Origin of the sequence: Helicobacter pylori, assembly GCF_003637665.1 — a bacterium.
In the GTDB taxonomy this organism is placed as follows: domain Bacteria; phylum Campylobacterota; class Campylobacteria; order Campylobacterales; family Helicobacteraceae; genus Helicobacter; species Helicobacter pylori_CK.
Genome location: NZ_MVWR01000004.1, coordinates 51,279 through 77,668, shown reverse-complemented (window position 1 = coordinate 77,668; position 26,390 = coordinate 51,279). Strand labels below are relative to the sequence as shown.

Annotated in this window: 28 protein-coding genes; 12 read left to right on the top strand and 16 right to left on the bottom strand. The window is 40.2% G+C overall.

The features are described from left to right. Positions 1-9: 9 nt before the first annotated feature. Genes rplB through rpsJ form a run of 5 tightly spaced genes read right to left on the bottom strand, consistent with a single transcriptional unit; the run spans position 10 to position 2,749 of the window. A complete protein-coding gene (rplB, locus tag EAL49_RS04265) occupies positions 10-840 on the bottom strand; it encodes a 50S ribosomal protein L2 (protein ID WP_000985821.1) in 831 nt (276 codons plus the stop codon). 15 nt (positions 841-855) lie between these two features. Continuing rightward, positions 856-1,137, bottom strand: a complete 282-nt coding sequence (locus EAL49_RS04260; RefSeq protein WP_000763613.1) for a 50S ribosomal protein L23 — start codon at positions 1,135-1,137, stop codon at positions 856-858. A 3-nt stretch (positions 1,138-1,140) separates the two neighbouring features. After that, complete coding sequence (gene rplD / locus EAL49_RS04255) at positions 1,141-1,788, bottom strand: 50S ribosomal protein L4 (protein WP_120829167.1); 648 nt, start codon at positions 1,786-1,788, stop codon at positions 1,141-1,143. A gap of 34 nt (positions 1,789-1,822) precedes the next feature. Beyond that, entirely contained in the window at positions 1,823-2,398 is a 576-nt protein-coding gene (gene rplC, locus EAL49_RS04250; RefSeq protein ID WP_000395323.1) for a 50S ribosomal protein L3, read from the bottom strand. 36 nt (positions 2,399-2,434) lie between these two features. Further along, a complete protein-coding gene (gene rpsJ, locus EAL49_RS04245) occupies positions 2,435-2,749 on the bottom strand; it encodes a 30S ribosomal protein S10 (protein ID WP_000411561.1) in 315 nt (104 codons plus the stop codon). A gap of 208 nt (positions 2,750-2,957) precedes the next feature. On the opposite strand from rpsJ, the gene EAL49_RS04240 reads away from it, so the two are divergent. Further along, positions 2,958-4,046: an ATP-binding protein gene (locus EAL49_RS04240; RefSeq protein WP_120829165.1), complete on the top strand. Its 1,089-nt coding sequence runs from the start codon at positions 2,958-2,960 to the stop codon at positions 4,044-4,046. A 190-nt stretch (positions 4,047-4,236) separates the two neighbouring features. After that, on the top strand, positions 4,237-4,818 hold the full coding sequence (locus tag EAL49_RS04235) for a hypothetical protein (RefSeq protein WP_120829163.1): 582 nt from the start codon (positions 4,237-4,239) through the stop codon (positions 4,816-4,818). Here the strand turns inward: EAL49_RS04235 and EAL49_RS04230 are convergent. Together EAL49_RS04230 and fumC are read right to left on the bottom strand one after the other, a co-directional pair. Beyond that, entirely contained in the window at positions 4,804-5,403 is a 600-nt protein-coding gene (locus tag EAL49_RS04230) for a ribonuclease HII (protein WP_120829160.1), read from the bottom strand. The genes EAL49_RS04235 and EAL49_RS04230 overlap by 15 nt on opposite strands. A 56-nt stretch (positions 5,404-5,459) precedes the next feature. Then, positions 5,460-6,851 carry a class II fumarate hydratase gene (gene fumC, locus EAL49_RS04225; protein WP_120829158.1) on the bottom strand — a complete coding sequence of 464 codons (1,392 nt, stop codon included), beginning with the start codon at positions 6,849-6,851 and terminating at the stop codon, positions 5,460-5,462. A gap of 174 nt (positions 6,852-7,025) precedes the next feature. Here fumC and crdA point away from each other — a divergent pair, with 174 nt between their 5' ends. Genes crdA through EAL49_RS04200 form a run of 4 tightly spaced genes read left to right on the top strand, consistent with a single transcriptional unit; the run spans position 7,026 to position 12,782 of the window. Further along, complete coding sequence (crdA, locus tag EAL49_RS04215) at positions 7,026-7,403, top strand: copper resistance determinant CrdA (protein ID WP_000731575.1); 378 nt, start codon at positions 7,026-7,028, stop codon at positions 7,401-7,403. A gap of 4 nt (positions 7,404-7,407) precedes the next feature. Next, positions 7,408-8,646 (top strand): copper resistance outer membrane protein CrdB, encoded by a 1,239-nt coding sequence (crdB, locus tag EAL49_RS04210; protein ID WP_120829156.1) that lies wholly within the window; start codon positions 7,408-7,410, stop codon positions 8,644-8,646. Beyond that, a complete protein-coding gene (locus EAL49_RS04205; protein WP_120829154.1) occupies positions 8,643-9,668 on the top strand; it encodes an efflux RND transporter periplasmic adaptor subunit in 1,026 nt (341 codons plus the stop codon). The genes crdB and EAL49_RS04205 overlap by 4 nt, the downstream gene beginning before the upstream one ends. Then, a complete protein-coding gene (locus EAL49_RS04200; protein ID WP_120829152.1) occupies positions 9,669-12,782 on the top strand; it encodes an efflux RND transporter permease subunit in 3,114 nt (1,037 codons plus the stop codon). Between the two features lie 2 nt (positions 12,783-12,784). Here EAL49_RS04200 and EAL49_RS04195 read toward each other — a convergent pair whose 3' ends face one another. From EAL49_RS04195 to dnaJ, 3 genes are read right to left on the bottom strand one after another with little or no spacing between them, the layout of a single operon-like run. Beyond that, the gene (locus EAL49_RS04195) at positions 12,785-13,132 is read right to left on the bottom strand and encodes a branched-chain amino acid transporter permease (protein ID WP_120829150.1); all 348 of its coding nucleotides are present in this window, start codon (positions 13,130-13,132) and stop codon (positions 12,785-12,787) included. Beyond that, a complete protein-coding gene (gene azlC, locus EAL49_RS04190) occupies positions 13,126-13,812 on the bottom strand; it encodes an azaleucine resistance protein AzlC (protein ID WP_120829147.1) in 687 nt (228 codons plus the stop codon). The genes EAL49_RS04195 and azlC overlap by 7 nt, the downstream gene beginning before the upstream one ends. Positions 13,813-13,822: 10 nt before the next feature. After that, positions 13,823-14,932 (bottom strand): molecular chaperone DnaJ, encoded by a 1,110-nt coding sequence (gene dnaJ, locus EAL49_RS04185; RefSeq protein ID WP_120829145.1) that lies wholly within the window; start codon positions 14,930-14,932, stop codon positions 13,823-13,825. 124 nt (positions 14,933-15,056) lie between these two features. Here dnaJ and EAL49_RS04180 point away from each other — a divergent pair, with 124 nt between their 5' ends. Further along, positions 15,057-16,193 (top strand): hypothetical protein, encoded by a 1,137-nt coding sequence (locus EAL49_RS04180; RefSeq protein WP_120829144.1) that lies wholly within the window; start codon positions 15,057-15,059, stop codon positions 16,191-16,193. A gap of 40 nt (positions 16,194-16,233) precedes the next feature. Here the strand turns inward: EAL49_RS04180 and mnmA are convergent, their stop codons facing one another. Beyond that, positions 16,234-17,262, bottom strand: coding sequence for a tRNA 2-thiouridine(34) synthase MnmA (mnmA, locus tag EAL49_RS04175; protein ID WP_120829143.1), 1,029 nt, complete (start codon positions 17,260-17,262; stop codon positions 16,234-16,236). A gap of 139 nt (positions 17,263-17,401) precedes the next feature. Here mnmA and EAL49_RS04170 point away from each other — a divergent pair, with 139 nt between their 5' ends. Beyond that, positions 17,402-18,163 carry a J domain-containing protein gene (locus EAL49_RS04170; RefSeq protein ID WP_120829141.1) on the top strand — a complete coding sequence of 254 codons (762 nt, stop codon included), beginning with the start codon at positions 17,402-17,404 and terminating at the stop codon, positions 18,161-18,163. On the opposite strand, the gene nadD is transcribed toward EAL49_RS04170, so the two are convergent. Together nadD and nikR are read right to left on the bottom strand one after the other, a co-directional pair. Further along, on the bottom strand, positions 18,160-18,675 hold the full coding sequence (gene nadD, locus EAL49_RS04165; RefSeq protein WP_162973105.1) for a nicotinate (nicotinamide) nucleotide adenylyltransferase: 516 nt from the start codon (positions 18,673-18,675) through the stop codon (positions 18,160-18,162). The genes EAL49_RS04170 and nadD overlap by 4 nt on opposite strands. Then, positions 18,668-19,114 carry a nickel-responsive transcriptional regulator NikR gene (gene nikR, locus EAL49_RS04160; RefSeq protein WP_120829138.1) on the bottom strand — a complete coding sequence of 149 codons (447 nt, stop codon included), beginning with the start codon at positions 19,112-19,114 and terminating at the stop codon, positions 18,668-18,670. The genes nadD and nikR overlap by 8 nt, the downstream gene beginning before the upstream one ends. A gap of 322 nt (positions 19,115-19,436) precedes the next feature. On the opposite strand from nikR, the gene exbB reads away from it, so the two are divergent. The 4 genes from exbB (at position 19,437) to sabA (ending at position 23,334) form a co-directional block, all read left to right on the top strand. Next, complete coding sequence (gene exbB, locus EAL49_RS04155; protein ID WP_000508548.1) at positions 19,437-19,874, top strand: TonB-system energizer ExbB; 438 nt, start codon at positions 19,437-19,439, stop codon at positions 19,872-19,874. Next, positions 19,871-20,260, top strand: a complete 390-nt coding sequence (gene exbD, locus EAL49_RS04150) for a TonB system transport protein ExbD (protein WP_000836356.1) — start codon at positions 19,871-19,873, stop codon at positions 20,258-20,260. Before exbB ends, exbD begins: the two co-directional genes overlap by 4 nt. Beyond that, positions 20,226-21,074 carry an energy transducer TonB family protein gene (locus tag EAL49_RS04145; RefSeq protein ID WP_120829134.1) on the top strand — a complete coding sequence of 283 codons (849 nt, stop codon included), beginning with the start codon at positions 20,226-20,228 and terminating at the stop codon, positions 21,072-21,074. The genes exbD and EAL49_RS04145 overlap by 35 nt, the downstream gene beginning before the upstream one ends. Positions 21,075-21,246: 172 nt before the next feature. After that, the gene (gene sabA, locus EAL49_RS04135) at positions 21,247-23,334 is read left to right on the top strand and encodes a Hop family adhesin SabA/HopD (RefSeq protein ID WP_205586094.1); all 2,088 of its coding nucleotides are present in this window, start codon (positions 21,247-21,249) and stop codon (positions 23,332-23,334) included. 136 nt (positions 23,335-23,470) lie between these two features. Here sabA and EAL49_RS04130 read toward each other — a convergent pair whose 3' ends face one another. The 3 genes from EAL49_RS04130 to EAL49_RS04120 are packed head-to-tail and all read right to left on the bottom strand — an operon-like array spanning position 23,471 to position 26,386. Continuing rightward, positions 23,471-24,199, bottom strand: coding sequence for a TerC family protein (locus EAL49_RS04130; RefSeq protein ID WP_120829131.1), 729 nt, complete (start codon positions 24,197-24,199; stop codon positions 23,471-23,473). Positions 24,200-24,205: 6 nt separating this feature from the next. After that, positions 24,206-25,162, bottom strand: a complete 957-nt coding sequence (corA, locus tag EAL49_RS04125; protein WP_000248511.1) for a magnesium/cobalt transporter CorA — start codon at positions 25,160-25,162, stop codon at positions 24,206-24,208. A gap of 15 nt (positions 25,163-25,177) precedes the next feature. Then, positions 25,178-26,386 (bottom strand): phosphoglycerate kinase, encoded by a 1,209-nt coding sequence (locus tag EAL49_RS04120; RefSeq protein ID WP_120829129.1) that lies wholly within the window; start codon positions 26,384-26,386, stop codon positions 25,178-25,180. Positions 26,387-26,390 lie beyond the last annotated feature (4 nt).

Below are 26,390 nucleotides of genomic sequence, written 5' to 3'. Positions count from 1 at the left end.
TTTAACCCTTTATTTATGTTTCTTTCTGGAAATGATGAGCTTGTCGCTAGCTTTTTTCTTTCTAGTTTTATAGCCCTTAGCTGGAGTGCCCCAAGGCGATACAGGATGACCGCTTGTCCCTGTTTTACCCTCACCCCCACCATGCGGGTGATCCACGGGGTTCATCGCGCTACCACGAGTTTGTGGGCGAATCCCTCTGTGGCGGTTACGCCCTGCCTTACCGATAGAGACATTGATAAAATCTTCATTCCCTACCACGCCAACACTCGCCATGCATTCGCTTAGAATATAGCGCATTTCAGAGCTTGGCATTCTAAGGATAGTGTATTTATTTTCCCTACCCATGATTTGAGCGCTCATTCCTGCGCTTCTGGCTAATTGCCCGCCAGCCCCTGGATGCATTTCAATATTATGCACCACCGTTCCTATAGGGATATTTTTCAACTTCATCGCAAAGCCCACTTTAATATCCAAACCGCCTTCAGCAGCGATAACGCTATCGCCCACTTTCAAACCGCTTGGCTGTAAAATATAGCGTTTGTCCCCATCAGGATAGACTACAAGAGCGATGCGCGCGTTTCTGTAAGGATCATACTCAATCGCAACCACTTTCCCTTCAATGTTGTATTTGTTGCGCTTGAAATCAATAATGCGATAGAGTTTTTTAGCCCCTCTTTCTTTGTGGCGGCTGGTGATGCGCCCATTATTGTTCCTCCCTGCTGTCGCTTTAAGCTTAGTGAGTAAGCCTTTGACACTGCTTTTTGCGGTAATGTCTTTAGAGTCCAACACCGACATGAAGCGTCTGCTTGGGGTGTAGGGCTTATAAGTTTTAATCGCCATAACGCTTTCTCCTTTCTACGCACCAAGGGCGGCAATGCTAGCGCCCTCTGGAACTTTCACATAAAATTTCTTAAACGACTTTCTTTGTCCAAGCTTCCCTCTAAAGCGTTTCACCTTACCTTCTTGTTTCAAAGAATTGATTTTCAAAGGCTCAAAGCCAAAGTAAGTTTTAAACACTTCTTTGAGCTGGTTTTTGGTTACATTTTGAGCCGTTTGAACCACTAAAACACCTTTTTCTTGCAATCCTAATGACTTTTCAGTGTAAAGAATTGACTTTATATCCATGATGTCTGCCATTTTTTACTCCTCTGTCTTATCTTGCACCGCATGCTGAAACGCCGCTTCTTCCATCACCACAGAGCTAAACGCCGCCAAAAGATAAGCGTTTAACTCGCTCACATCAACAATAAGGCATTTTTTAAGGTTGCTAAAGGCTAACTCGGTGTATTCGTCCATGTTCATGCACACAAACAAAGTGTCTCGTTGCTCTAAAGCCTGAAACATTTGGTTGGCTTCTTTAGTCAAATGCTTTCTTTTATTGTCTTCAACCACGCCTTGTATAGCGATTTTTTCCACCACAAAAAGCTTGTTCGCTTGCGCTTTTTCTTCTAAAGCGTATTCTAAAGCCAAGCGCTTTTGTTTTTTGTTGATTTTAAGGTTGTAATTGCGGTTATTTGTAGCCCCATGAGAGACACCCCCACCGACAAACACAGGCGAAGTGATACTCCCTGCTCTGGCTCTCCCGCCCCCTTTTTGTGCCCAAGGCTTCCTACCGCCCCCGCTCACTTCAGCGCGGTTTTTACTTTTAGCGGTATTAGCGCGCGCAGAAGATAAATAATGTTTCACGTAAAGATAGAGGTTATGGCTGTTAATACTCTCATATCTTTTAGGTAACTCCACGCTACCCTTTTCTTTCAAATGGCTGTCTAAAACGATGGCCTTACTCATATCAAACCCTTTATATTATATTCAATGTATGGTTTTATACCGCTCTAATGCGTCCATAAGCCCCAGAAAAGCCGGCCACTGAACCCTTTAGCACTAACACCATACTTTCTTTATCAAAAGAGAGCACCTCGTTTTGGCAAGTAACTAGCTCATTGCCATAATGCCCTGCCATTTTCCTACCCTTTTGCACTCTTCCTGGCCATTCTCTATTACCAATAGAACCAGGGCGGCGGTGGAATCGGCTCCCATGCGCTGCAGGCCCACCTTGGAAATTCCAACGCTTCATCACCCCCGCAAAGCCTCTTCCTTTCGTTTTAAAGCTCGCTTTAACCCTTTTAAGCGTTTCTAAAGCGCTCAAATCCAAATCGCCCAACTCTTGTTGTTGGGAAGCTTTTAAGGTAGCGAAATGGTTGAACTCTTTGCTGAGTTGGTATTTCTTTTGCTGGCCTTCAATCGCCTTATTGTGTTTTTTATGCATCGCATAGGCCACTAAAGCTTTCCCGTTTTCTAGCTGGCACACCTTCGCTTGCAAAACTTTAAGCAAGGTTACAGGCGTGCTGTTAGCATCAATGGTGCGGCTCATGCCTATCTTTTGAACTAAAAATTCCATATCTAACCCTTATTTTATTATCTCAATGCGTTAGGACTACTTCGTTTCCATAGAAGTTACTTCTACATCCACTTCAGGAGCTAAATCCAACTTCATCAAGCTATCCACGGTTTCTGGGGTGGCCGAGATAATATCAATCAACCGGCTATAAACCCTAATCTCAAACTGCTCTCTTGAATCCTTATTGACATGCGGGGAGCGTAAAACGGTGTAACGCTTATTCTTAGTCGGTAAAGGGATAGGCCCTCTAATTTCAGAACCTGAACGCTTTACGGCCTCCACGATAGCCACAACAGATCGATCCAACACTCTATGGTCATAAGCTTTGAGCTTCAACCTGATTTTTTCCATAAACTCTCCTAAAAGAACTCGTTTCATTCATTGCTAAAACAGAATAAAACAATAAAATAAAAACTGAAATACTACTCAAAATGCACCCTTTAGTCAATAGATTTTACCCTTTTTAGGCGCTTTTTAAGGATTTTTACTTCCTTTTTATAAGGAAATATAAAGAAAATGCGCTATGCTTATCCCATTCCATTCCCTTAAAAGGAAGTTCATGCCCCTTTCTTGCTTGCACCCTTTTGGGCCTTTTGAAACCCCTAAAGAGCCGGCTTTAAGCAACCCGCTTTCAAGCCCACCTTCAAGCGATAAAATCTGTCTTTTAGGGCCGATGAAATCCGGTAAAACCACTTTCGCGCTCAAACTAGCGAAAAATTTTAAAAACCCTGTGTATATCAATTACAACGACATGCGTTTGAATAAAAATATCTTAAGCTCTTGGCTTTTAAAATGGCATTTAGAAAAGAAAATGGACTCACTCATTTTAGACAATATGGATCGCTTGGATTTTAGCCTGCCAAAGCTTTCTCAAATCATTCTTATCCCTAGCCTTTTAAGCCCTATCATACCGCCCGATTTTAGCCTGCGCTATGCGTTGGGGTTGAGTTTTAAAGAATACAGCCGCTTTTTCAAGCCCAACACCCCTAAAAGCGCTCTGTTTAACCGCTTTTTAAAAGAGGGCAACGCTTTAGATGCACTTTTTATAGGGAATGAACCAGAAAAAATCCTAAAAAAACAAGAAAATATTAAATCAATCTTTCAAGCTCACGCCCCCTTAATGGCTAAAATCTGCTCGTATCAATCCAAGTTTATGAGCGTTTTTTACCTTTATACGCAACTCAAAAAAGAGCTTAAAATCTCTAAAGACACCCTCTATAAACTTTTACACACGCTAGAACAACAACGAGTCCTTTTTTTAGTCCCTAATTTTGAAAGCCATAAAACCAAATTGTATTTGTGCGATTTTGCCTTGCCTTATAGCCTGACTCCTAACCCCTCGCTTTTAAGCGTTTTTGAAAACATGGTTTTTTTAGAGCTTTACAAGCAATTCCCAAATTACGAGCTTTACTCCCATGACAATGGGATTTTTATCTTGCGCGAAAATTCCACCAACAAGCTCGCCCTCATCGCCCACGCTTTCCCCACGCCCCATTTTTTAGAAAAACAGCTTTTGTGGTGCAATGAGCATGGGTTTTTTAACATTATTGTCGTTTCCGTCAACGCCCCCGCTTTAGCGGATAATCCTTCTTACAAACACCTTAATTTCATTGATTTTTCTTTGGATATTCAATCTATTTTGGTATAATAGTTATTATATACTTATATACTTATATACTTATATACTTATTATTACTCATTTTTACGAATTATTATTATATTTTTTATGTTTTCTTAAGCTAACCCACTATAAGCTATCCTAGTATTTCGCTTTTTTGAGAAATACCAACCTACCCTAAAAGCGTAGGGAATTTTAAATATTTAGAAAGGAAGCTATAATGAAAACATTGACAAAATTAAGTCTTTGCACCTTTTTGTCCCTAAGCCTTTTCACTCAAGCAGTGCATGCTGAGAGTTTGCAAAACATCGCAGACTATCCTAGTTGGCTTAAAGTCAATCTTTTTAACGGAAAGAACCCGCCCAATCAATATGTCGGATCGGCTTCTATTTCCGGTAAAAGAAACGATTTTTATTCCAACTATATTCCCTATGATGACAAATTATCCCCTGAAGGGAACGCTGAAAAAGTGGCTTTTTTAAGGGCTAGAATGAACGCTTACAGCACTTTAGAAAGCGTTTTAATCACTACAAAAATGCGCAATCGCATTGTTAAAGCGCTTCAAGTTAAAAATAACGTTATCAGCCATTTATTTGGGCTTGTTGATTTTTTAACATCTAAATCCATTTTGGCTAAAAGGTATGTGGATACCATCAGCCATCGTGTGTATGTTATGGTGCAATTCCCTTTCATTCAGCCTGAAGATCTCATCGCTTACTTTAAAGCCAAACGCATCAGTCTTTCTTCAGCGAGCGCTACCAACCTCAGCGCCATTCTAAACAAGGCGTTATTCCATATCTAATGGTTTAAAAAGCGAGCGGTTTTTAAGCGTGAAGCTATGCCTGTGAAAGGGCGTAGCCCCTAGTTTGTTAATCGCTTCTATATGTTTTTTAGTCCCATACCCGCAATTCTTATCCCAGCCGTATTCTTTAAACAAAGCGTGCAATCCTAGCATTTCCCTATCTTTGGAAGTTTTTGCCAAAACAGACGCCATAGCGATTTGAGCGATTTTCTCATCGCCCTTGATGATCGTTTGCAAATTAGGATAGCGTTTATTGAAGCCAAACGCCGTGTTGCCATCTATCTTTATTTCGTTGGCTAAAGAGCAAGCATTTTTTAAAATTTCTTGAATAGCGAATTTCAAACACGCCCCTAAGCCTAAGCTATCAATTTCATTCGCGCTTTTTTTAACCACAAAAAAACCCACCTCATCATGCGATTTGATTTTCTCTTCTAAGAAAAAGCGCTTTTTTTGGCTGAGCTTCTTGCTGTCTTTTAAGCCCATGCCTAAAAACTCTACCGCTGTTTGGTTATCGCACACCACCCCAGCCACAAAAAGCGACCCGGCCAAACACCCCCTACCCGCTTCATCAATGCCTAGAGTCATTGATACCCAACCAAATGAGTGGTTTTTTCAGGTTTCATCTCGCACGCCTAAGACTTTCAAGCCTTAGGCCCGATCATCTTTTCAGGCACCACGAATTGATCAAAATCTTCAGCGCTCAAGAGTTTCAATTCCACCGCGCTTTCTTTTAAAGAAATGCCTTTTTTGTGGGCGTTTTTAGCGATTTTAGCGGCGTTTTCATAGCCTACATGCGGGTTAAGGGCGGTTACTAGCATTAAAGAATGGTGCAAGTAATAATCAATTTTTTCTTTATTAGGCTCAATACCGCTTGCGCAATGGATATTGAAACTTTCCATGCTGTCGCTCAATAGCCTTAAACTTTGCAAGAAGTTATAAATGATCACCGGTTTGAACACGTTCAATTCAAAATTGCCCTGACTGGCCGCAATGCCAATAGCGGTATCATTCCCCATCACTTGCACGGCCACCATTGTCATCGCTTCGCATTGCGTGGGATTGACTTTACCGGGCATAATAGAACTGCCCGGCTCGTTTTCAGGGATATTAAGCTCGCCCAAACCACAGCGCGGCCCGCTCGCAAGCCATCTAATATCGTTAGCGATTTTCATTAAATTCGCCGCTAAAGCCTTAAAAGCCCCATGCGCATAAGCGATAGCGTCATGGCTAGTGAGCGCGTGGAATTTATTGGGCGCAGAGATGAATTTCACGCCGCTAAACTGGCTCAATTCTTCAGCCACTTTTTCGCTCAATTCCTTATGAGCGTTTAGCCCTGTGCCTACGGCAGTCCCGCCTATGGCTAATTCCCTTAAATGCTCCAAACTCTCTAAAATTTGTTGTTTAGAATGCTCTAACATGCTCGCATACCCGCTAAATTCTTGCCCCAAAGTTAAAGGCGTAGCGTCTTGTAAATGCGTACGCCCGATTTTGACAATCTCTTTAAATTGCTGGCTTTTGTCTTTAAAGGTTTTTAACAGATTTTCTAAACTAGGCAGTAGTTTGCGCGTGATTTCTAGCACGCTCACAACGTGCATTGCGGTAGGGAAAGTGTCATTGGAGCTTTGAGACATGTTCACATCATCGTTAGGGTGGATGAGTTTTTTCTCCCTAAAATTACCCCCTAAAATTTCGGTAGCCTTATTGGCAATGACTTCATTGAGGTTCATGTTCGTTTGAGTCCCGCTCCCTGTTTGCCATATCGCCAACGGGAATTCGCCGCACAACTCGCCTTTTAAAATACAATCGCATGCCTTGATAATGGCTTGCGATTTTTCCAAGCTCAATTTCCCCAACTTGTGGTTAACTACCGCCAAACTCCTTTTGAGTTTGGCAAACGCGCCAATGAGTTCTTTAGGCATTTTTTCAGTGCCGATCTTAAAGTTTTCAAGACTGCGTTGCGTTTGAGCCCCCCAGTATTGGTTATCATTTACTTTGATTTCGCCCATCGTGTCATGTTCGATTCTAAATTGCATGCTAATCCTTTGAAATTTGATTTTAAAACCTTAAAAAAATAGCATAAACTTTTATACCTTCTACTTAAAAACCTTAATTTTTTAAAAACCATTTCCACAATTTTTACACAAAAGAGGGTTATCATTCGTCCGCAACAAGGACTTCCTTGTTATCTTATTTTAAAGGTCAAAACGATGAAAAAGTTAGCCGCTTTATTTTTAATAAGCGCGTTGGGGGTTATGAGCTTAAACGCATGGGAGCAAACCCTAAAAGCTAATGACTTGGAAGTAAAAATCAAATCCGTGGGCAACCCCATTAAAGGCGATAACACTTTTGTGCTTAGCCCCACTTTAAAAGGTAAGGCTTTAGAAAAAGCTATCGTTAGGGTGCAGTTTATGATGCCTGAAATGCCTGGCATGCCAGCGATGAAAGAAATGGCGCAAGTGAGTGAAAAAAACGGCCTTTATGAAGCTAAAACCAATCTTTCTATGAATGGGACATGGCAAGTTAGGGTGGATATTAAATCCAAAGAAGGTAAAGTTTATCGCGCTAAAACAAGCTTGGATTTATAAGCGCATGCTATCTTTTATAAGCGCGTTTGATAAAAGAGGCGTTTCAATACGCCTTCTAACAGCTTTGTTACTGCTTTTTAGTTTGGGTTTGGCTAAAGATTTAGAGATCCAAACTTTTGTGGCTAAATACCTTTCTAAAAATCAAAAAATACAAGCTTTGCAAGAGCAAATTGACGCTTTAAATTCTCAAGCTAAAGTTATCAGCAAATGGGATAACCCTATTTTGTATTTAGGCTATAACAACGCTAATGTGAGCGACTTTTTCAGACTAGATAGCACCTTAATGCAAAACATGAGCTTGGGCTTGTCTCAAAAAGTGGATTTAAATGGTAAAAGACTCACGCAATCTAGAATGATTGACTTAGAAAAACAAAAAAAGATCTTAGAGCTTAAAAAAACCAAGCAACAATTAGCGATCAATTTAATGATAAGCGGCATTGAAAATTATAAAAATCAAAAAGAAATAGAACTTTTAAACACAGCGATTAAAAATTTAGAAAATACCCTCTATCAAGCCAACCATTCCAGTTCGCCCGATTTAATAGCGATCGCCAAGTTAGAAATTTTAAAATCACAATTAGAAATCAAAAAAAACAATTTAGAAGAAGCGCTCTCTAGCAGCCATTATTCCATGGGTGAATTGACTTTTAAGGAAGATGAGATTTTAAGCATCGCCCCTAAAAATTTTGAATTTAATAATGAACAAGAGCTGTATAACATTAGCGCCACTAATTACGATATTGCGATCGCTAGGATTGATGAAGAAAAAGCGCAAAAAGACATCACTTTGGCTAAAAAAAGCTTTTTAGAAGACATAAACGTTACTGGGGTGTATTATTTCCGCTCCAAACAATACTATAACTACGACATGTTTAGCGTCGCTTTGTCTATCCCTTTGCCCCTTTATGGCAAGCAGGCTAAATTGGTGGAGCAAAAGAAAAAAGAAAGCTTGGTGTTTAAAAGCGAAGTGGAAAACACCAAAAACAAAACGCGCCACCTAGCCCTAAAACTCCTTAAAAAATTAGAAACCTTGCAAAAAAACCTAGAATCGATCAATAAAATTGTAAAACAGAATGAAAAAATCGCGCAAATTTATGCGCTTGATTTGAAAACTAATGGCGATTACAACGCTTATTACAACGCCTTGAATGACAAAATCACTATTCAAATCACCCAGCTTGAAACCTTAAGCGCTCTAAATAGCGCTTATTTGTCCTTACAAAACCTCAAAGGATTAGAATGAAACGGCTTTTATTGTTAGCCTTGGCCCTCTTTTTTAGCCTCTCATGCGCTAACGCTCAAGAAATTAAAGAGACTCAAGAGACTAAAAAAACTAAAGAAACTAAAAGCCAAACGCATTTTAATTTTTCCACCACTAAGGTCATAGAAAAAGAATTCGCCCAAAGCCGGCGCTATTACGCGATTTTAGAGCCTAATGAAGCGCTGATTTTTTCTCAAACCCTGCGTTTTGATGGCTATGTGGAAAAACTTTATGCGAATAAAACCTATACCCCCATTAAAAAGGGCGATAGGTTATTGAGCGTGTATTCCCCTGAATTAGCGGGCGTTCAAAGCGAGCTGTTATCGTCATTGAAATTCAACCAGCAAGTGGGAGCGATTAAAGAAAAATTAAAACTACTAGGGCTAGAAAACTTTAGCATTGAAAAAATCATCAGCAGCCACAAGGTTCAAAATGAAATCACTATTTACTCTCGTTTCAACGGCGTTATTTTTAAAAAAAGCCCGGATCTCAATGAGGGGGGTTTTATTAAAAAAGGGCAGGAGCTGTTTCAGATCATAGATTTAAGCCGATTGTGGGCGCTTGTTAAAGTCAATCAAGAGGATTTAGAGTTTTTAAAAAACACGCATCAAGCGATCTTGTTCGTAGAGGGGGTTAAAGGCAAGCAAGCAATCACGCTTGAAAACATCAACCCTATCATAAACCCCCAAGACAAAATGCTAGAAGCGCGCTTCAATGTGCCTAACGCCCAACAGCTTTATTACCCTAACATGTTCGCTCAAGTAGAAATCTTTCAAAAACCCCAAAAAATGAAGATTTTGCCTAAAGAAGCGGTTTTGATTAAGGGGGGGAAAGCTATCGTGTTTAAAAAAGATGATTTTGGCTTAAGTCCGTTAGAAATCAAAGCCGTTCGCTTGAGCGATGGGAGTTATGAAATTTTAGAGGGTTTAAAAGCGGGCGAAGAAGTCGCTAATAACGCTTTATTCGTGCTAGACGCTGACGCTCAAAACAATGGGGATTATTGAATGATAGAAAAAATCATTGATTTAAGCGTTAAAAACAAACTCCTTACCACTTTAGTCACTTTACTCATTTTTTTAGCCTCTTTGTGGGCGATAAAGAGCGTCCGTTTAGACGCTTTGCCGGATTTAAGCCCCGCTCAAGTGGTCGTGCAAATCACTTACCCCAATCAAAGCCCTAAAATCGTGCAAGAGCAGGTTACTTACCCGTTAGTTTCTACTTTCATGAGTATCGCTAACATCGACACGGTTAGGGGGATTTCTAGCTACGAAAGCGGCCTGATTTACATCATTTTTAAAGACGGCGTCAATTTGTATTGGGCTAGAGATAGGGTTTTAGAGCAATTAAACCGAGTGGGCAATCTGCCCAAGGACGCTAAAGTAGAAATAGGGAGCGATTCCACTTCTATTGGCTGGGCGTATCAATACGCTTTATCTAGCGATAGCAAGAATTTAAGCGATTTGAAAGTCTTGCAAGATTTTTATTACCGCTATGCGCTTTTGGGGGTTGATGGGGTGAGTGAGGTCGCAAGCGTGGGGGGCTTTGTGAAAGATTATGAAATAACGCTTCAAAACGATTCTTTGATCCGTTATAACTTGAGTTTAGAGCAAGTCGCTAACGCGATTAAAAATTCCAATAACGATACCGGTGGGGGCGTTATTTTAGAAAACGGGTTTGAAAAAATTATAAGATCGCATGGCTATATCCACTCTTTGAAGGATTTAGAAGAAATTGTGGTTAAAAAAGAGGGGGCTATCCCTTTAAAAATCAAAGATATAGCCAGCGTCAGGCTAGTGCCAAAACCACGCCGAGGGGCTGCCAATCTCAATGGCGATAAGGAAGTGGTGGGCGGGATTGTCATGGTGCGCTATCACGCTGACACTTACAAGGTGCTTAAAGCCATTAAAGAAAAAATCGCCACCTTACAAGCGAGTAACCCTGATGTGAAAATCACCAGCGTGTATGACAGGAGCGAATTGATTGAAAAAGGCATTGACAATTTAATCCACACGCTCATAGAAGAAAGCGTCATTGTGCTAGTCATTATTGCGATTTTCTTACTGCATTTCAGGAGTGCTTTAGTGGTGATCATCACTCTGCCTTTAAGCGTGTGCATCAGTTTCTTGCTCATGCGTTATTTCAATATTGAAGCGAGTATCATGAGTTTAGGGGGCATTGCGATCGCTATAGGGGCAATGGTGGATGCGGCTATTGTGATGGTAGAAAACGCTCACAAGCATCTGCAACACATTGATATGAAAGACAACGCTCAAAGGGTTAATGGCATTATGCAAGGGGTTAAGCATGTGGGGGGGGCGATATTTTTTGCTTTAATGATTATTGTGGTTTCTTTCTTGCCAATTTTTGCGCTCACCGGTCAAGAAGAAAAGCTTTTTGCCCCTTTAGCTTACACCAAAACCTTTGCCATGCTAGCAGGAGCGCTGCTTTCTATCACCATGGTCCCTATTTTAATGGTATGGCTCATTAAAGGGCGGATTTTAGAAGAGTCTAAAAACCCCATTAACGCTTTTTTCATGAAAATTTATGGCGTGAGTTTGAAGGTTGTGCTTAAATTCAGATACGCTTTTTTAATAGCGAGCGTCTTAGGTTTAGGGGGCTTGTATGTAGCGTATAAAAAACTTAATTGGGAATTTATCCCCCAAATCAATGAAGGGGTAGTGATGTATATGCCTGTAACCATTAACGGCGTGGGCATTGATACCGCTTTAGAATACTTGAAAAAAAGTAATGCCGCTATCAAGCGGTTGGATTTTGTCAAACAAGTTTTTGGTAAAGTGGGGCGCGCTAACACCAGCACCGATGCTGCCGGTTTATCCATGATAGAAACCTACATTGAATTAAAACCGCAAAACGAATGGAAAGAAAAGCTCAGTTATAAAGAAGTTAGGGATAAATTAGAAAAAACCCTGCAATTAAAAGGCTTGACCAATTCATGGACTTACCCCATTCGTGGGAGAACGGACATGCTCTTAACCGGGATTAGAACGCCCCTAGGCATCAAGCTCTATGGTAACGATACGGACAAATTACAAGAATTAGCGATCCTTATGGAGCAACAGCTCAAAACCCTAAAAGAGAGTTTATCCGTCTTTGCCGAGCGATCCAATAACGGCTACTACATCACGCTGGATTTGAACGATGAAAATCTGGCTCGTTATGGCATCAATAAAAACGCCGTATTGGACACGATTAAATTCGCTTTGGGCGGAGCCACGCTCACGACCATGATTAAAGGCGTAGAAAGCTACCCTATTTCTTTACGCTTAGAAGACACTGAAAGAAACACCATTGAAAAATTAAAAAACCTCTACATCAAAACCGCTTACAATTACATGCCCTTAAGGGAATTAGCCCATGTGTATTACGACAACTCGCCGGCGGTGTTAAAGAGCGAAAAGGGCTTGAACGTGAATTTTATTTATATTGTGCCGCAAAATGGTATCAGCTCTGATACCTACAGACAACTGGCTCAAAAAGCGCTAGAAAAAATCCAATTGCCTAACGGGTATTATTATGAATTCAGCGGCGAAAGCCAGTATTTAGAAGAAGCGTTTAAAACCTTACAATACATCGTGCCGGTGAGCGTGTTTATCATTTTTATTTTAATTGTCTTTGCTTTAAAGAATCTCATTAATTCCTTATTATGCTTTTTCACTCTGCCTTTTGCGTTTTTGGGGGGGTTAATTTTTATGAATCTCATGGGCTTTAACATGAGCGTGGCGGCGTTAGTGGGCTTTTTAGCCCTTTTAGGGGTAGCGAGCGAAACGGCTATTGTGATGATTATTTATTTAGAAGACGCGTTTCAAAAATTCATCAAAACCCCTTTAAAAGAGCAAAACAGCGCCGCTTTAAAAGAGGCCATCATGCATGGGGCGGTGCTTAGGGTAAGGCCCAAGCTGATGACCTTTTTTAGCATTTTGGCTTCACTCATTCCAATCATGTATAGCCATGGCACGGGTAGTGAGATCATGAAATCCATTGCTGCGCCCATGCTAGGGGGCATGATAAGCAGCGTTGTTTTAACGCTTTTTATTATCCCTACGGCGTATTTTGTGATTAAAAACGCTAGGGTTAAAAGCGCTAGGAATAAAATATAATTTTAGGGATTAAAAAAAACTTTTTCTAACGCATGGCTTTGGACTAAAACCATATAAAGAATGGTAGGGAGCGTGATGCTTAAAACAAACACCTTAAAAATGCGGTGCAAAAGGATAACGGACAAAAAAGCGGTGATCTCATTGATCCCATAAGGGGGTTTTAAAACATGAATGTCTTTAAAACAATAAACCACGAGCATGCCTATCACTGAGCATGATAAAGCCCTGCCTAAATAGCGCACAAAGTCGTTAGGCGGGTTTTTAGAATTAAACACCATAAAAGGCCAGATGCGCGTGAAATAAGTCGTTATTATGATGACTAAAAGAATGAGTATAGAATGCATTAACATTCTAACTGCTTTCTAAACAAAATGAGGGCGAGCACCATTAAAACCAAAGCGATGAGCAAAAAATATTCAGTCCCAAAGAGTGCTAAACAAACAACCGCAATAATAATCCCAAGCCATGCGTTTTTGTGATTCGTGGTGCGTTTGTATTGCTCCATAAACAGCACGATAAAAATCGCTGTCATCACAAATTCCATGCCTTGAGTGTCAAAAGAAAAATGCGAACCCACCAACGAACCCACCAACGAACCAAAAATCCAATAAGAGTGGTTGAGTAAGGAAATGCTAAAAATAAAGTCTTTTTCACTAACCCCCTCTTTAGGAGCGTATAAATTCAATAAAGCAAAGGTTTCATCTGTGAGTGCATGCGCTAAATAGGGCAAACGCCATTTAGTGTTTTTAAATCGATCTAACATAGAAAGCGCATAACAAATCTGTCTCGCATTCACTAGCAAGCTCACAATAACGACATTCATCAAGCTCGCTTGCGCGCTTAAAAGCGTGATCGCTACAAATTGCACCGCCCCAGCGTAGATGAATAACGACATGAACAAGGCGACTTTATAATCATAGCCATGCTGGACTAAAAGCATTCCAAAAGTCATTCCCATAAGCAAATACCCTAAAAAGATAGAAATGGTGTGAGGGAAAGCGTCTCTAAAGGCTTTTAGAAAATCATGCATCAACAACCTTTTATTTAAACCAGTCTTTAATTTTAGAAATACAGGTTTCTAAAACGCTTTTATGCGGTTCGCCCTCATAGCCAAAACTCGCATGCAATTTTTCCAACAATTCTTGCTGTTCTTTATTCAAACTTTTAGGGTAAATCACTTGCAATTCCACGATCAAACTCCCTCTATAAGAGCTTTCAGGGTGTTTCACGCCCTCGTTTCTAAACACAAAAGTCTGCCTGTCTCTGGCGTTTCTAGGGATTTTTAATTCCAATTCGTCCCCTTTTAAAGACGGCACTTTAATCGTATGCCCTAAAGCGATAGTGGTGAAAAATACCGGCGCTTTAATGAATAAATCGCAACCTTCGCGCTTGAAATGCTCATCTTCTTTGACTCGCGCTTCTAAATACAAATCCCCTCTTTTTCCCTTCTCGTATTCATTGCCTTTATTTTTAAGCACCATGCGGTTTTGATCATCAATGCCCTCAGGGATTATCGCATCAATTTCTTCATCTTTAAGAATGTAGGTTTTACCCTTACACGCTTGGCATGGGGTTTTAACGATCTTGCCCTTGCCTTTACACGCCCCGCAAGTTTGCGCAAAACTCATAAAACCTTGACGCATAAACACCTGCCCCTGCCCATTGCATTGCTTGCAAGTCTCTAGGGCTTTGTCTTTAGCGCCTGTGCCCTCGCAACTTCCACAAACGCTCTGGTATTGGACCTTAATGGTTTTTTTACAGCCAAAAACCGCTTCTTTGAAACTCAATTCAATAATTTGCAAATAATCCGGCGTAATAGAGCTTTTTTGCCTTCTACTCCCCCTAGCGCCAAACCCAAAAGCGTCCTCAAAAAACGAGCCTAAATCTTCAAAAAAATCAGAAAAATCGCCTTGGCTTGCGCCGGCTTGGTTTAAGCCTTTTTTACCATACCTGTCGTATAAGGCCCGTTTCTTTTCATCGCTTAACACCCCATAGGCTTCATTGATGAGCTTGAATTTTTCTTCGGCTTCTTTATCGCCGGCGTTTCTGTCTGGGTGGTATTTTAAAGCCAGCTTTCTGTAAGACTTTTTAATGGTCTCTTGGTTGCTGTGTTTTTCCACTTCTAAAATTTCATAATAACTCAATTCCACGATCGCTCCAAAAATGGCATCAAAACGCTTATTTTATCTTAAAAGCGATGGGTTTGCACGATTTTGTGCATGCCAAAACTTAGATAAAATAACACGATGAAACTATAGTAATAAAGATAACCCCATGAGATTTTTTTGCCTTTTCTTATTTTTTCTAACCTTTTCAAACGCACAGATAATGATGACTTTTGATTCTCAAACTAACGCCAAGCTCTCGCGCTCTAACGAACAGCTTTCAGACATGCTTTACAAACTCAATGAAAGTTTAAGGATCTATCAAAATGTGCTTTCCAATAACCAGGATCAACTTAAAGAAATTAAAAAGGCTAACAGCACCCTAACTAGCCAAAGGCGTTTTTTTAACGCTAGCCAAATCCGCCTTATGGACACTGATGCGCTATTGAAACAAAGCGCTTTAGAATTAGAAAAATTACAAGCTTTAGAAAAACGCTTAAAAGAGAGCATGGAACAAGAACGCTTAATCAAAGAATCCCAAACGCTTTTCTTGCAAGAGCATTGCCCTTATTTGAGCGGCGTTAAGAATTTAGAAGAGGCGTCAAACGCTTTAGAAGTTCAAGAGCAAAACAACGCCCTTTTCTTGCTCAAAGAGCCTAAACTCGCCCATTTGCTCTCGCAATTGGATTTGATGAGCGCTTTAAACGCCTTATGCGATCAAGTTTTAGAAAACCAAGCCCATAACCAACAATCCCATAACAAAACCCTAGAATACAACGCTCTTATAAACCATGATTTTCAAGCCTATAAAGCCATGCGTTTGAAAAAAATTAAAAACAAGCTTCAAAGCCAAATCCAAGCTAAAGAAGACGCCCTAAAAACCTTTTTACCCCTAGAAAAACGCCTAGAAACTTTAAAATCGCGCTTTTTATGCGATAAAGAAAATCTAAAATCATGCGCTAAAGAATTGCACCAACGCTACCAAAACGCCCTTATAGAGCGAGATAAGGAATTAAAAAACGCTAAAAACAACAAAGAAAAGCATGCTCTAATCCTAGCCAATTACGAACACACTTTAAAAACCTTGAATATAGAATTTTTAAGCGAATTGAGTGAGCAAATGGCGTTTTTGAATGAAACCATGGCGTTAAACGCCCAAGTTTTAGCCCTTTTAGCCAAACAGCATGCCAAAACGCCAAAGCCTTCCAATTTGAATGGCGATTTGAGCGATAAAAAGGCTTCCATTAAAAATATCCGCCTAGATCCGCATGGATTCCCTAGCTTTGAAAATTTTAAGCAAGAGTGAGTTAAAAAAGCGATCAACTAGGATACAAACACAAAAAGCCTTAAACGATCACGCCCCCGCCCAGCAAGATGTCATCTTTATAAACCACTAAAGCTTGCCCTTTAGCCACGCCATAAAAAGGCTCTTTAAACTCCACTTCAATCACCTCATCTTCCAAGCTCACAAACGCTTTAGCAGGCACGCTCCTGTAACGAGCCTTGATGAAATATTCGCCATTTTTAAAATCTTTCATCAAAGATTTGTTTTTAGCCTTGAGGAAACGCGTGGCTAAATCTTCTTTTTTACCCACGACTAGCTCATTCTTTTTAGCGTCAATCCCCACCACAAAATGCGGTTCTAACGCCCCCTTAATGCTGAAGCCTTTGCGTTTGCCAATCGTGTATTGCATATAGCCCTTATGCGTGCCAATGATTTCGCCTTGTAAGTTTTTCACCACGCCCTCTTTTTCCACTTCAACATGCTTTTTTAAAGTGTCAATGTAGCTTTTTTCCACAAAGCAAATTTCTTGAGATTCCTTATAAGTCTCTAAAGTGCCTAAAAAAGGCATCGCATTCAAGGCTAAAGGCTTAATATCCTTTTTTAACAAATCCCCTAAAGGGAACACCAATTTAGCGATGACTTCATGCTCTAAAGCGTATAAAAAATAGCTCTGATCTTTAGTTTTATCCACAGCCTCTTGGATATAACTTATTTTGTCAATTTCTTTGACTCTCGCATAATGCCCGGTAGCGATCTTTTCACACCCTAATTTTAAAGCGTGATCTAAAGCTAGCCCAAACTTCATTAAAGGGTTGCACAACGCGCATGGGTTAGGGGTTTGCCCTTCTTCATAAGCGTTGATAAATTCATCATAAACCGCGCTTTTAAAATCCTTTTGAAAATCCAACACCTCTAAAGGAATGCCTAAAAACTCGCACGCTTTTTGAGCGTTTTTGATGTATAAATCATGCTTTTTTTCACTCGCATGGAGTTTCAAATAAATCCCCACTAATTCATGCCCTTGCTCTTTTAAGCTATAAGCGCTATAAGAGCTATCCACCCCCCCACTGAGTAATACCGCTATTTTCATTTTTGTATCTTTCATTATGAGTTATGGCTCGTAGTCTAGCGCAAAAACCATTCATAACCACCTTTTTTTAACCATTGGCATGCTAAAATACCCAAAGATTTTTTAAGATCGCATCAAAACGCATGGAGAAATGAGGGTAATGGCCAAAATTGAATTGTTAGCCAGATTCACGCAAATCGCGCTCCCTAACAACCACCCTTTATTGAAAAAAGTTTTACACTACGCTAAAAAGCATTTCAGCCAATGCCACATGCTCTCTTCATCGTTACTCATTTTAAACGATACGGAATGTTTTAAAAAAAATTACTTGCTTAACTGGGTTTATCATGCCCTTGAATGCGCGCATGAGAAAGATATTAGCGTGCATTCTTTAGAAGAAATTTTGCAAAAAAGCCACTTGCCCATACGCATTAAAATCATGGCTCAAAACACGCTTTTAGAAAAGATAGAGGTGAAAGTTTTAACCTTTGGGGCAGAATACGCGCTCTTTATCACCAAGCACCCTATCGCTAAGCGCTTTTTACGCCAAAAATTTAGCGGCTATGTGTTTTTAGAAACCCAAGATGAATTGCATATAAGAGGCGATTCAGAGCGTTTTTGGGAACTCATTGTAACGCTCAATGAAAATAGAATCGTCCATAACGCATGCTTAGATTTCATCTACCCTAATGGCTTTGGCAAGGACAGCTACACCACCTTGGCTGAACGCAAATTAAAAGAATGCTATAAAACGTTAGGTTTCATCAAGCATGAAAATTTCAGCGAAGTCAAAAAGCGCTATTTAGAATTGGCTAAAACCTACCACCCTGATTTGTGCGATCTTAAAGAAAAAAAGGCTCTTTATGCCAAACGCTTCGCTATCATTCAAGAAGCCTATAGCCACATTAAAAAACACGCTTAAACCCCTAAACTAGCCCTAATCGCGCTAGAAGAAATCGGTGCATCAATACCTTTTAAAGGGAAATAACGCCCCTTAAATTGGATCTCTTCATAGCCAATCCTTTCAAAAACCACTAATTCCACCCTTTTTAAAAGCTCTTTAGCGTTAGTCCAAGAAGAAAGATGCCTCAAGCAATCCGCTCCTATGACTAAATACAGCGTTTTAGAGCCATAGAGTTTTTGAAAATGCAAAACGCTTTCTATCGTAGGCACAGCCCTTTTTTGCTTGATTTCAAAATCGCTCAACAACACCCTAGGCATGCCTTTTAAGGCTAATTCTAATTCTTTAAAACGGGTTTGTGCGTCCAAAAAACATGGCTTTTTGAAAGGGTTTTGATAAGCGGGTAAGACAACGAGCTTAGCAAATGGCAATAATTCTAAAGTTTGATCAATAATGGCTAAATGAGCCTTGTGCAGGGGATCAAAACTCCCTCCATAGAGCGCTAATTCTTTGTATTTTAAGACGCTATTCATTGTATTCAAAGCTAGACGCCTTAGTCAATTTAGCGAATTTAACCCCCCTAAGCCCCCCAATTTCTAATTGCAAGCGTTGGATTTCATGCGAATTGCCTTGTAAAATAATCGTCTCTAAACAATTATGTGTATCCATGTGAATGTGCGTGGTGCATAAAACATGCGTCCCGCTGGCATGCTGAATGTCTATCATGCGCTGGTTCAATTCCCTTTGGTGGTGATCATAAATCACCACAAGCACGGCGATTTTACTCCCATCATTAGGATTGTCTTCTGCCCAGTTGTCTTCTACTAATTTTTCTCTGATCATGTCGCGCACTAATTCTGAGCGAGAAGAATAGCCGTTTTTAATGATGCGGTTGTCTAATTCGTCTAATAAATTTTGTTGTAAAGAAACCGAAAAGCGGATGATTGAATCGTCTTTGTTGGGTGTTTCCATTGAGAAAAATCCTTTTTTGGCATGAGTTGTTAAAAGCCGCTCATGCTAGTATGATTGAATTAATTTAAAATAAACAATTATAATACAGATTGGATTTAAATGGTTGGTCATAAGAGCGTTTGAATTTGATTGTAATTATTAGCTTAATCATTATTGACTTGTTATTATTAAAACAATATAATCAACAAACCAACATTCCTTTATCATTTTGGAGCATTTATGCGAACGAATGCTTCTTAAAGAGTGCATGCTCTTTAGAATGGCTGTGTTGCATGTTGCTTTAATCTTAAGGGGATTATTTTATCATAGACAAGGAGTTTTTATGGGCGGTTTTTCAATGGCAATGTTGAAAGATTATGTGGATGTGTTTATTTTTGCGGTGCTTGGCGTGGCGAGTTTTTTAGCTTTGTGGTTTGTGATTGAAAGGATTATTTTTTATTCCAAAGTCAATTTGAAGGCTTATGATGATATAGACGCCCTGAATTTGGATTTAACCAAGAATCTAACCATTCTCTATGTGATTTTTTCTAACGCGCCTTATGTGGGCTTGTTAGGGACGGTTTTAGGGATCATGGTGATTTTCTATGACATGGGCATGAGCGGCGGGATGGACGCTAAAACGATCATGGTAGGCTTGTCTTTAGCTTTAAAAGCGACCGCTCTTGGGCTTGCTGTGGCGATCCCCACTTTGATCGCTTATAATAGCTTATTGAGAAAATCCGATGTATTGAGTGAAAAATTCAGGATCATGAAAAAATGAAAAGCATCAGAAGAGGCGATGGGCTGAATGTTGTCCCTTTCATTGATATTATGCTCGTTTTGTTAGCGATTGTGTTAAGCATTTCTACTTTTATCGCGCAGGGTAAGATTAAAGTCAGTCTCCCTAACGCTAAAAATGCGGAAAAATCCCAGCCAAACGATCAAAAAGTGGTGGTCATCTCTGTGGATGAGCATGACAATATTTTCGTAGATGACAAACCGACGAATTTAGAAGCTTTGAGCGCTGTAGTCAAACAAACAGACCCTAAAACCCTTATAGACTTAAAAAGCGACAAAAGCTCTCGTTTTGAAACTTTTATCAGCATTATGGATATTTTAAAAGAGCATAATCATGAAAATTTCTCCATCTCCACGCAAGCTCAGTAAAGTTTCAACGAGTGTTAGCTTTTTAATTTCTTTTGCCCTATACGCTATAGGGTTTGGCTATTTTTTACTGCGCGAAGACGCCCCAGAGCCTTTAGCGCAAGCGGGGACCACTAAGGTTACCATGAGTTTAGCCAGCATTAACACCAATTCTAAAGTGAAGACGAATGCCGAATCCGCTAAACCCAAAGAAGAGCCTAAAGAAGAACCCAAGAAAGAAGAGCCAAAAAAAGAAGTAACAAAGCCTAAGCCTAAGCCAAAACCCAAACCCAAGCCTAAGCCTAAACCAAAGCCAAAACCTAAGCCTGAACCCAAACCAGAGCCTAAGCCAAAACCTGAACCTAAAGTTGAAGAACCTAAGAAAGAAGAGCCTAAAGAAGAACCCAAAAAAGAAGAAGCCAAGGAAGAAGCTAAAGAAAAAAGCGCTCCTAAACAAGTAACGACTAAAGACATCGTCAAAGAAAAAGACAAACAAGAAGAGTCTAACAAGACTTCTGATGGGGCCACTTCTGAAGCGCAAGCTTATAACCCAGGGGTGAGTAACGAATTTTTAATGAAGATCCAAACCGCTATTTCTTCTAAAAACCGCTACCCCAAAATGGCACAGATTAGAGGCATTGAGGGCGAAGTGTTGGTGAGTTTTGTCATCAATCCTGACGGGAGCGTTACAGACATTAAGGTTGTCAAAAGCAACACGACGGATATTTTAAACCATGCGGCTTTAGAAGCCATTAAAAGCGCAGCGCATTTATTCCCTAAACCAGAAGAAACCGTGCATTTGAAAATCCCTATCGCTTATAGCTTGAAAGAAGACTAATCAGTCTTTCTTTTAAAGGCGATTAGCCTTAGAACCCCCCATTTTCCGCAATTTACAAAAAAAAAAACAAAATCTCTCAAATTTAGAGCTAAAATTAGTCATAAATTTCCATTTATTGCTTACAATACGAAGTTTCTTTTTTTAAAGAAAAATCTATGTAAAAGGAGAAAACATGAAAATCAAAAAGGCTCTCTTACTCTCCCTTTCTCTCATAGCTTCGCTATCAAGGGCTGAAGACGATGGCTTTTATACGAGCGTGGGCTATCAAATCGGTGAAGCCGCTCAAATGGTTAAAAATACCGGAGCGATACAAAACCTTGAGAATAGGGTTGAACAACTCAACAACCTTCTAAACCAATACAACTACTTAAATTCGCTAGTCAATCTAGCCAGCACGCCTAGCGCGATCACCGGTGCGATCAATAATTTAAGCTCAAGCGCGATCAATCTCACTAGCGGCACCACCACTTCCCCGGCCTATCAAGCTGTGGCTTTAGCGCTCAATGCCGCTGTGGGCATGTGGCAAGTCATAGCCTTTGGCATTAGCTGTGGCCCTGGCCCTAATCTTGGCCCAGAACATTTAGAGAATGGAGGCGTTAGAACATTTGATAACACGCCAAACTACAGCTACAACACCGGTAGCGGAACGACCACCACCAATTGCAATGGAGCGAGCAATGTAGGGCCTAATGGCATTCTATCTAGTAGTGAATACCAAGTTCTCAACACCGCTTATCAAACTATCCAAACCGCTCTAAACCAAAGTCAAGGGGGCGGTATGCCTGCCTTGAATGGATCCAAAAAAATGGTAGTCAGCATCAATCAAACTTTCACAAGAAACCCTACAACAGAATACACTTATCAAGATGGAAGCGGCAATTATTATTCAGGCGGATCTTCAATCCCAATTCAGCTAAAAATTAGCAGCGTCAATGACGCTGAAAACCTTTTGCAACAAGCCGCTACTATCATCAATGTCCTTACCACTCAAAACCCGCATGTGAATGGTGGCGGTGGGGCATGGGGGTTTGGCGGTAAGACTGGGACTGTGATGGATATTTTTGGCGATAGTTTTAACGCTATTAATGAGATGATTAAAAATGCTCAAACCGCCCTAGAAAAAACCAAACAACTCAACGCTAATGAAAACACCCAAATCACGCAGCCAGACAATTTCAACCCCTACACTTCTAAAGACACACAATTCGCTCAAGAAATGCTCAACAGAGCTAACGCTCAAGCAGAGATTTTAAGCCTAGCCCAACAAGTAGCGAACAATTTCCACAGCATTCAAGGGCCTATCCAACAAGATCTAGAAGAATGCACCGCAGGATCGGCTGGCGTGATTAATGACAACACTTACGGTTCAGGTTGCGCATTTGTGAAAGAAACTTTAAACTCTTTGGTGCAACACACCGCTTATTACGGCAATCAGGTCAATCAAGAGAAAGCTTTGGCTCAAACCATTTTGAATTTTAAAGAAGCCCTTAATACCCTGAATAAAGACTCTACAGCGATTAATAATGGTATCTCTCACTTGCCTAATGCTAAGCCACTTCAAAATATGACGCATTCCACTCAAAACCCTAATTCCCCAGAAGGTTTGCTCACTTATTCTTTGGATACCAACAAATACAACCAGCTCCAAACCATCACGCAAGAACTAGGCAAAAACCCTTTCAGGCGCTTTGGCATGATCAGTTCTCAAACCAATAACGGCGCGATGAATGGGATCGGTATTCAGGTGGGTTACAAACAATTCTTTGGCCAAAAAAGAAGGTGCGGGTTAAGGTATTACGGCTTTTTTGACTACAACCATGCGTTTATTAAATCCAGCTTCTTCAACTCCGCCTCTGATGTGTGGACTTATGGCGTGGGCATGGACGCTCTTTATAACTTCATCAACGATAAAAACACCAATTTCTTAGGCAAGAACAACAAGCTTTCTGTAGGGCTTTTTGGAGGCTTTGCGTTAGCGGGGACTTCGTGGCTTAATTCCCAACAAGTGAATTTGACCATGATGAATGGCATTTATAACGCTAAAGTCAGCACCTCTAACTTCCAATTTTTATTCAACTTAGGCTTGAGAATGAATCTCGCCAGACCTAAGAAAAAAGACAGCGATCATGCCGCTCAGCATGGCATGGAATTGGGCGTGAAGATCCCTACCATTAACACCAACTATTATTCTTTCATGGGCGCTAAACTAGAATACAGAAGGCTCTATAGCGTGTATCTCAATTATGTTTTTGCTTACTAGGTAGCACAAACCCTCTTTTTAAGGGGGTTTCGTTGCGAAATGCCCTTATGCACTTATGAATTTTGATTAAAATTAGTTGTTCACGCTCAAAAAAACGCAAAACCTTTTATAAACCATTCATTCAATCTTAAAAAACCTAGCTTTTTTTCATTTTCTTTTCTATGAAGATATTCAAGCATTCTATAAGTAAGGCAAAACCAATACCCGCATACAAATAATTTTTATCAACATGCAAATGCAAGCCTTCTAAAAACAAAAACACGCCCACAACGAGCAAAAAAACAAAGGCTAAAGTTTTGATGCGGTAGTGCTTTTCAATAAAATTGCCAACGATTTTGGAAAAAAACATCATCACGATTACGGATAAAATAATAGCAAGCGCCATGACTTCTAGGTGTTTAGCGATCCCAATAGCCGTGATCACGGAGTCTAAAGAAAAGACAATGTCTAAAAACATGATTTCTATTAAAGTGATGGAAAAGCCAAATGCTTTTTCTTGGCGTTTTTCTTTAGGGTAGATCTGCTCTTTTAGTTCCACTAACGCTTTAAAAGCCAAAAACACCCCCCCTACAAACAACACCACATCACGCCATGAAAAGCTCATGCCCGCTATAGTGAATAAAGGCTTTTGCAAATGGCTGATGAAAAACAAGCTCCCTAAAAGCCCTATACGAGCGATCATCGCTAAGCCCAAGCCTAAAATCATGGCCTTATTTTGCTGGTGTTTGGGGAGTTTATAGACCATCACCGTGATAAAAATGATATTATCAATCCCTAGAACGATCTCTAAAAGCGTGAGCGTAGCCAAGGAGACTATGCCATGCGGTGTAGAAAGAGCGTCTAATAGTGAGGATAAAAATTCCATGAAAGGCTACAACCAGCCTTTCTTTTTAAAATAGAGCACAGGCAAAATCGTAGAAATCGCCATGACAATCAGCGCAAAAAGATACCCGTATTGCCATTCTAACTCCGGCATGAATTTAAAATTCATGCCATAAATCGTGCCGATCAATGTGGGGGGCATCATCGCCATGGTCGCCACCGTGAAGAGTTTGATGATTTTATTTTGCTCCACATTGACTTGAGAAGCGAACAGGTTTTGAATGTTATCAAGCGAGTTGAGATTGACCGTTGTAGACTCCACCAAAGAGCTAAAATCGGTTAAAATGATATTTAAATTATTTTTAGTATCGCTATCCACTTTATTGCTCCTTAATAAAGCGGTGATAATGCGCCGTTTGTCAAAAAAAGAATCCCTTAAAGCCACATTAAATTCTTGCAAATTGGACAAGCGCACTAAAATATCATCATGCGTAGAAGTTTCTTTGAAAATGATGTTTTTGCGCAACAGGCTCGTTTGTTTGTTGATCCACTCTAAACATTCCACCCCTTTTTCAAAATACACTTCAAAGATTTTAGTTAGAATATCAAACCCGTCTTCAAATTTTTTAGGGCTAGCCAAAACCTTTTTTTGGATAGAATCAAAGATTTCTAAAGTCCCGTAATAAATCGTGAAAAGAATGTTATTAGACAAAATAAAGGTCGCCATTTCCGTGTGGAAAGTCTCATTTTCATCCTGGTTGGTGAAAAAAGCGTTGATCGTAACGCTGGAGCTGTCTTCCCAGTATTTGGTAACTGATGAGACTCGTTGGGAATGATCCGTGTTGTAGTGGATAGCGTATTCTTGGCTTAGAGTGGCTAATTCATTGGGCGTAGGGTTGATTAATTCAAACCATAAAACTTCATTTTCTTCTATATCAAAGCCATTAAAATCATTAAAGCGTTTTTTAATGACGAATTTTTGCTGTTTGAAAAACACATTCACCATAAGCGATCCTTAGAGTTAATGGCGTTTATCCAAAACCTCAAAACAAGGTAAAATTTTGCCCTCCAATAATTCCAAACTCGCTCCCCCACCGGTGGAAATGAAACTCATGTTATCCTTTTCGCCCGCGCGGTTGATCGCATCAATGGTATCGCCCCCACCAATGAGCGAAAAAGCGTAAGTGTCAGCGATTTTGTGGGCTAAAAAGGTTGTGCCTCTGGCGAATTCTTGCTTTTCATGCACGCCTAAGGGGCCATTCCATATGATCGTGGGCGCGCTCTCTATGACTTCAGAAAACAATTTCACGCTCGCAGGCCCTATATCAGCGATCTTGTGTTTAGGTTCAATGTCTTGGACGGGTGAAATTTTGATGTGTTTGGGGTCAAGAATGTCGTCAGTGGTTACAGCGTCTATGGGTAAATAGACTTTGACTTTTTTTTCTTTCGCGCTTTGCAATAACTCTAAGGCGTCTTTTATCAAAGCGTCTTCTACAGGAGAATCTTGCACATCATAGCCTAAGGCTTTTAAAAAGGTGTTGCTCATCGCTCCAGCAATGATGAGCTTGTCAATGAGATCTAAAATGTTTTTTAACAGGGTGAGTTTGGAGCTGACCTTAGCCCCCCCTACAATCAACAATAAAGGGCGTAAGGGGTGGTTAAACGCTTGATAAAACGAATCAATTTCTTTTTTGAGTAAGAACCCGCTCACTTTAATAGGGGCGAATTGTGCGGTGCCATAAGTGCTGGCATGCTTTCTGTGGCTCGTGCCAAAAGCGTCATTCACAAACACATCGCACAAACTCGCTAAATCTTTAGCCAGATTTTCATCATTTTCTTCTTCGCCTTTTAAAAAACGGATGTTTTCTAAAAGAAAAATCCTTGTGGGCGCGTTTTCGTTTAGGGCTTGTTTGAGTTGCGTGATATTTTGAGAAAAAACCACTTCATGATTTAAAAGTCTTTCAAGGCGTTTTAAAAAGGGCTTTAAGCTCAATTTTTCTTCAACCCCTTTAGGGCGGCCCAAATGGCTTACTAAAATAATATCTTTAGCCTTATTGTCAATACAAAATTGGATGGTAGGCAAGCTCTCTCTAATGCGCGTATCATCAGTGATATTCAAATTTTCATCTAAAGGCACATTAAAATCCACTCTAATAAGCACCCTTTTATGGCTCACTTCCACTTCTTGAATGTTTTTAACGTTTTGCATAAACGACATTTTAGCTAACATGAAA

Coding starts and splice junctions, on each gene's coding strand:
- rplB (WP_000985821.1), bottom strand. CDS start 840: ATGGCGATTAAAACTTATAAGCCCTACACCCCAAGCAGACGCTTCATG.
- EAL49_RS04260 (WP_000763613.1), bottom strand. CDS start 1,137: ATGGCAGACATCATGGATATAAAGTCAATTCTTTACACTGAAAAGTCA.
- rplD (WP_120829167.1), bottom strand. CDS start 1,788: ATGAGTAAGGCCATCGTTTTAGACAGCCATTTGAAAGAAAAGGGTAGC.
- rplC (WP_000395323.1), bottom strand. CDS start 2,398: ATGGAATTTTTAGTTCAAAAGATAGGCATGAGCCGCACCATTGATGCT.
- rpsJ (WP_000411561.1), bottom strand. CDS start 2,749: ATGGAAAAAATCAGGTTGAAGCTCAAAGCTTATGACCATAGAGTGTTG.
- EAL49_RS04240 (WP_120829165.1), top strand. CDS start 2,958: ATGCCCCTTTCTTGCTTGCACCCTTTTGGGCCTTTTGAAACCCCTAAA.
- EAL49_RS04235 (WP_120829163.1), top strand. CDS start 4,237: ATGAAAACATTGACAAAATTAAGTCTTTGCACCTTTTTGTCCCTAAGC.
- EAL49_RS04230 (WP_120829160.1), bottom strand. CDS start 5,403: ATGACTCTAGGCATTGATGAAGCGGGTAGGGGGTGTTTGGCCGGGTCG.
- fumC (WP_120829158.1), bottom strand. CDS start 6,851: ATGCAATTTAGAATCGAACATGACACGATGGGCGAAATCAAAGTAAAT.
- crdA (WP_000731575.1), top strand. CDS start 7,026: ATGAAAAAGTTAGCCGCTTTATTTTTAATAAGCGCGTTGGGGGTTATG.
- crdB (WP_120829156.1), top strand. CDS start 7,408: ATGCTATCTTTTATAAGCGCGTTTGATAAAAGAGGCGTTTCAATACGC.
- EAL49_RS04205 (WP_120829154.1), top strand. CDS start 8,643: ATGAAACGGCTTTTATTGTTAGCCTTGGCCCTCTTTTTTAGCCTCTCA.
- EAL49_RS04200 (WP_120829152.1), top strand. CDS start 9,669: ATGATAGAAAAAATCATTGATTTAAGCGTTAAAAACAAACTCCTTACC.
- EAL49_RS04195 (WP_120829150.1), bottom strand. CDS start 13,132: ATGTTAATGCATTCTATACTCATTCTTTTAGTCATCATAATAACGACT.
- azlC (WP_120829147.1), bottom strand. CDS start 13,812: ATGCATGATTTTCTAAAAGCCTTTAGAGACGCTTTCCCTCACACCATT.
- EAL49_RS04180 (WP_120829144.1), top strand. CDS start 15,057: ATGAGATTTTTTTGCCTTTTCTTATTTTTTCTAACCTTTTCAAACGCA.
- mnmA (WP_120829143.1), bottom strand. CDS start 17,262: ATGAAAATAGCGGTATTACTCAGTGGGGGGGTGGATAGCTCTTATAGC.
- EAL49_RS04170 (WP_120829141.1), top strand. CDS start 17,402: ATGGCCAAAATTGAATTGTTAGCCAGATTCACGCAAATCGCGCTCCCT.
- nadD (WP_162973105.1), bottom strand. CDS start 18,675: ATGAATAGCGTCTTAAAATACAAAGAATTAGCGCTCTATGGAGGGAGT.
- nikR (WP_120829138.1), bottom strand. CDS start 19,114: ATGGAAACACCCAACAAAGACGATTCAATCATCCGCTTTTCGGTTTCT.
- exbB (WP_000508548.1), top strand. CDS start 19,437: ATGGGCGGTTTTTCAATGGCAATGTTGAAAGATTATGTGGATGTGTTT.
- exbD (WP_000836356.1), top strand. CDS start 19,871: ATGAAAAGCATCAGAAGAGGCGATGGGCTGAATGTTGTCCCTTTCATT.
- EAL49_RS04145 (WP_120829134.1), top strand. CDS start 20,226: ATGAAAATTTCTCCATCTCCACGCAAGCTCAGTAAAGTTTCAACGAGT.
- sabA (WP_205586094.1), top strand. CDS start 21,247: ATGAAAATCAAAAAGGCTCTCTTACTCTCCCTTTCTCTCATAGCTTCG.
- EAL49_RS04130 (WP_120829131.1), bottom strand. CDS start 24,199: ATGGAATTTTTATCCTCACTATTAGACGCTCTTTCTACACCGCATGGC.
- corA (WP_000248511.1), bottom strand. CDS start 25,162: ATGGTGAATGTGTTTTTCAAACAGCAAAAATTCGTCATTAAAAAACGC.
- EAL49_RS04120 (WP_120829129.1), bottom strand. CDS start 26,386: ATGTTAGCTAAAATGTCGTTTATGCAAAACGTTAAAAACATTCAAGAA.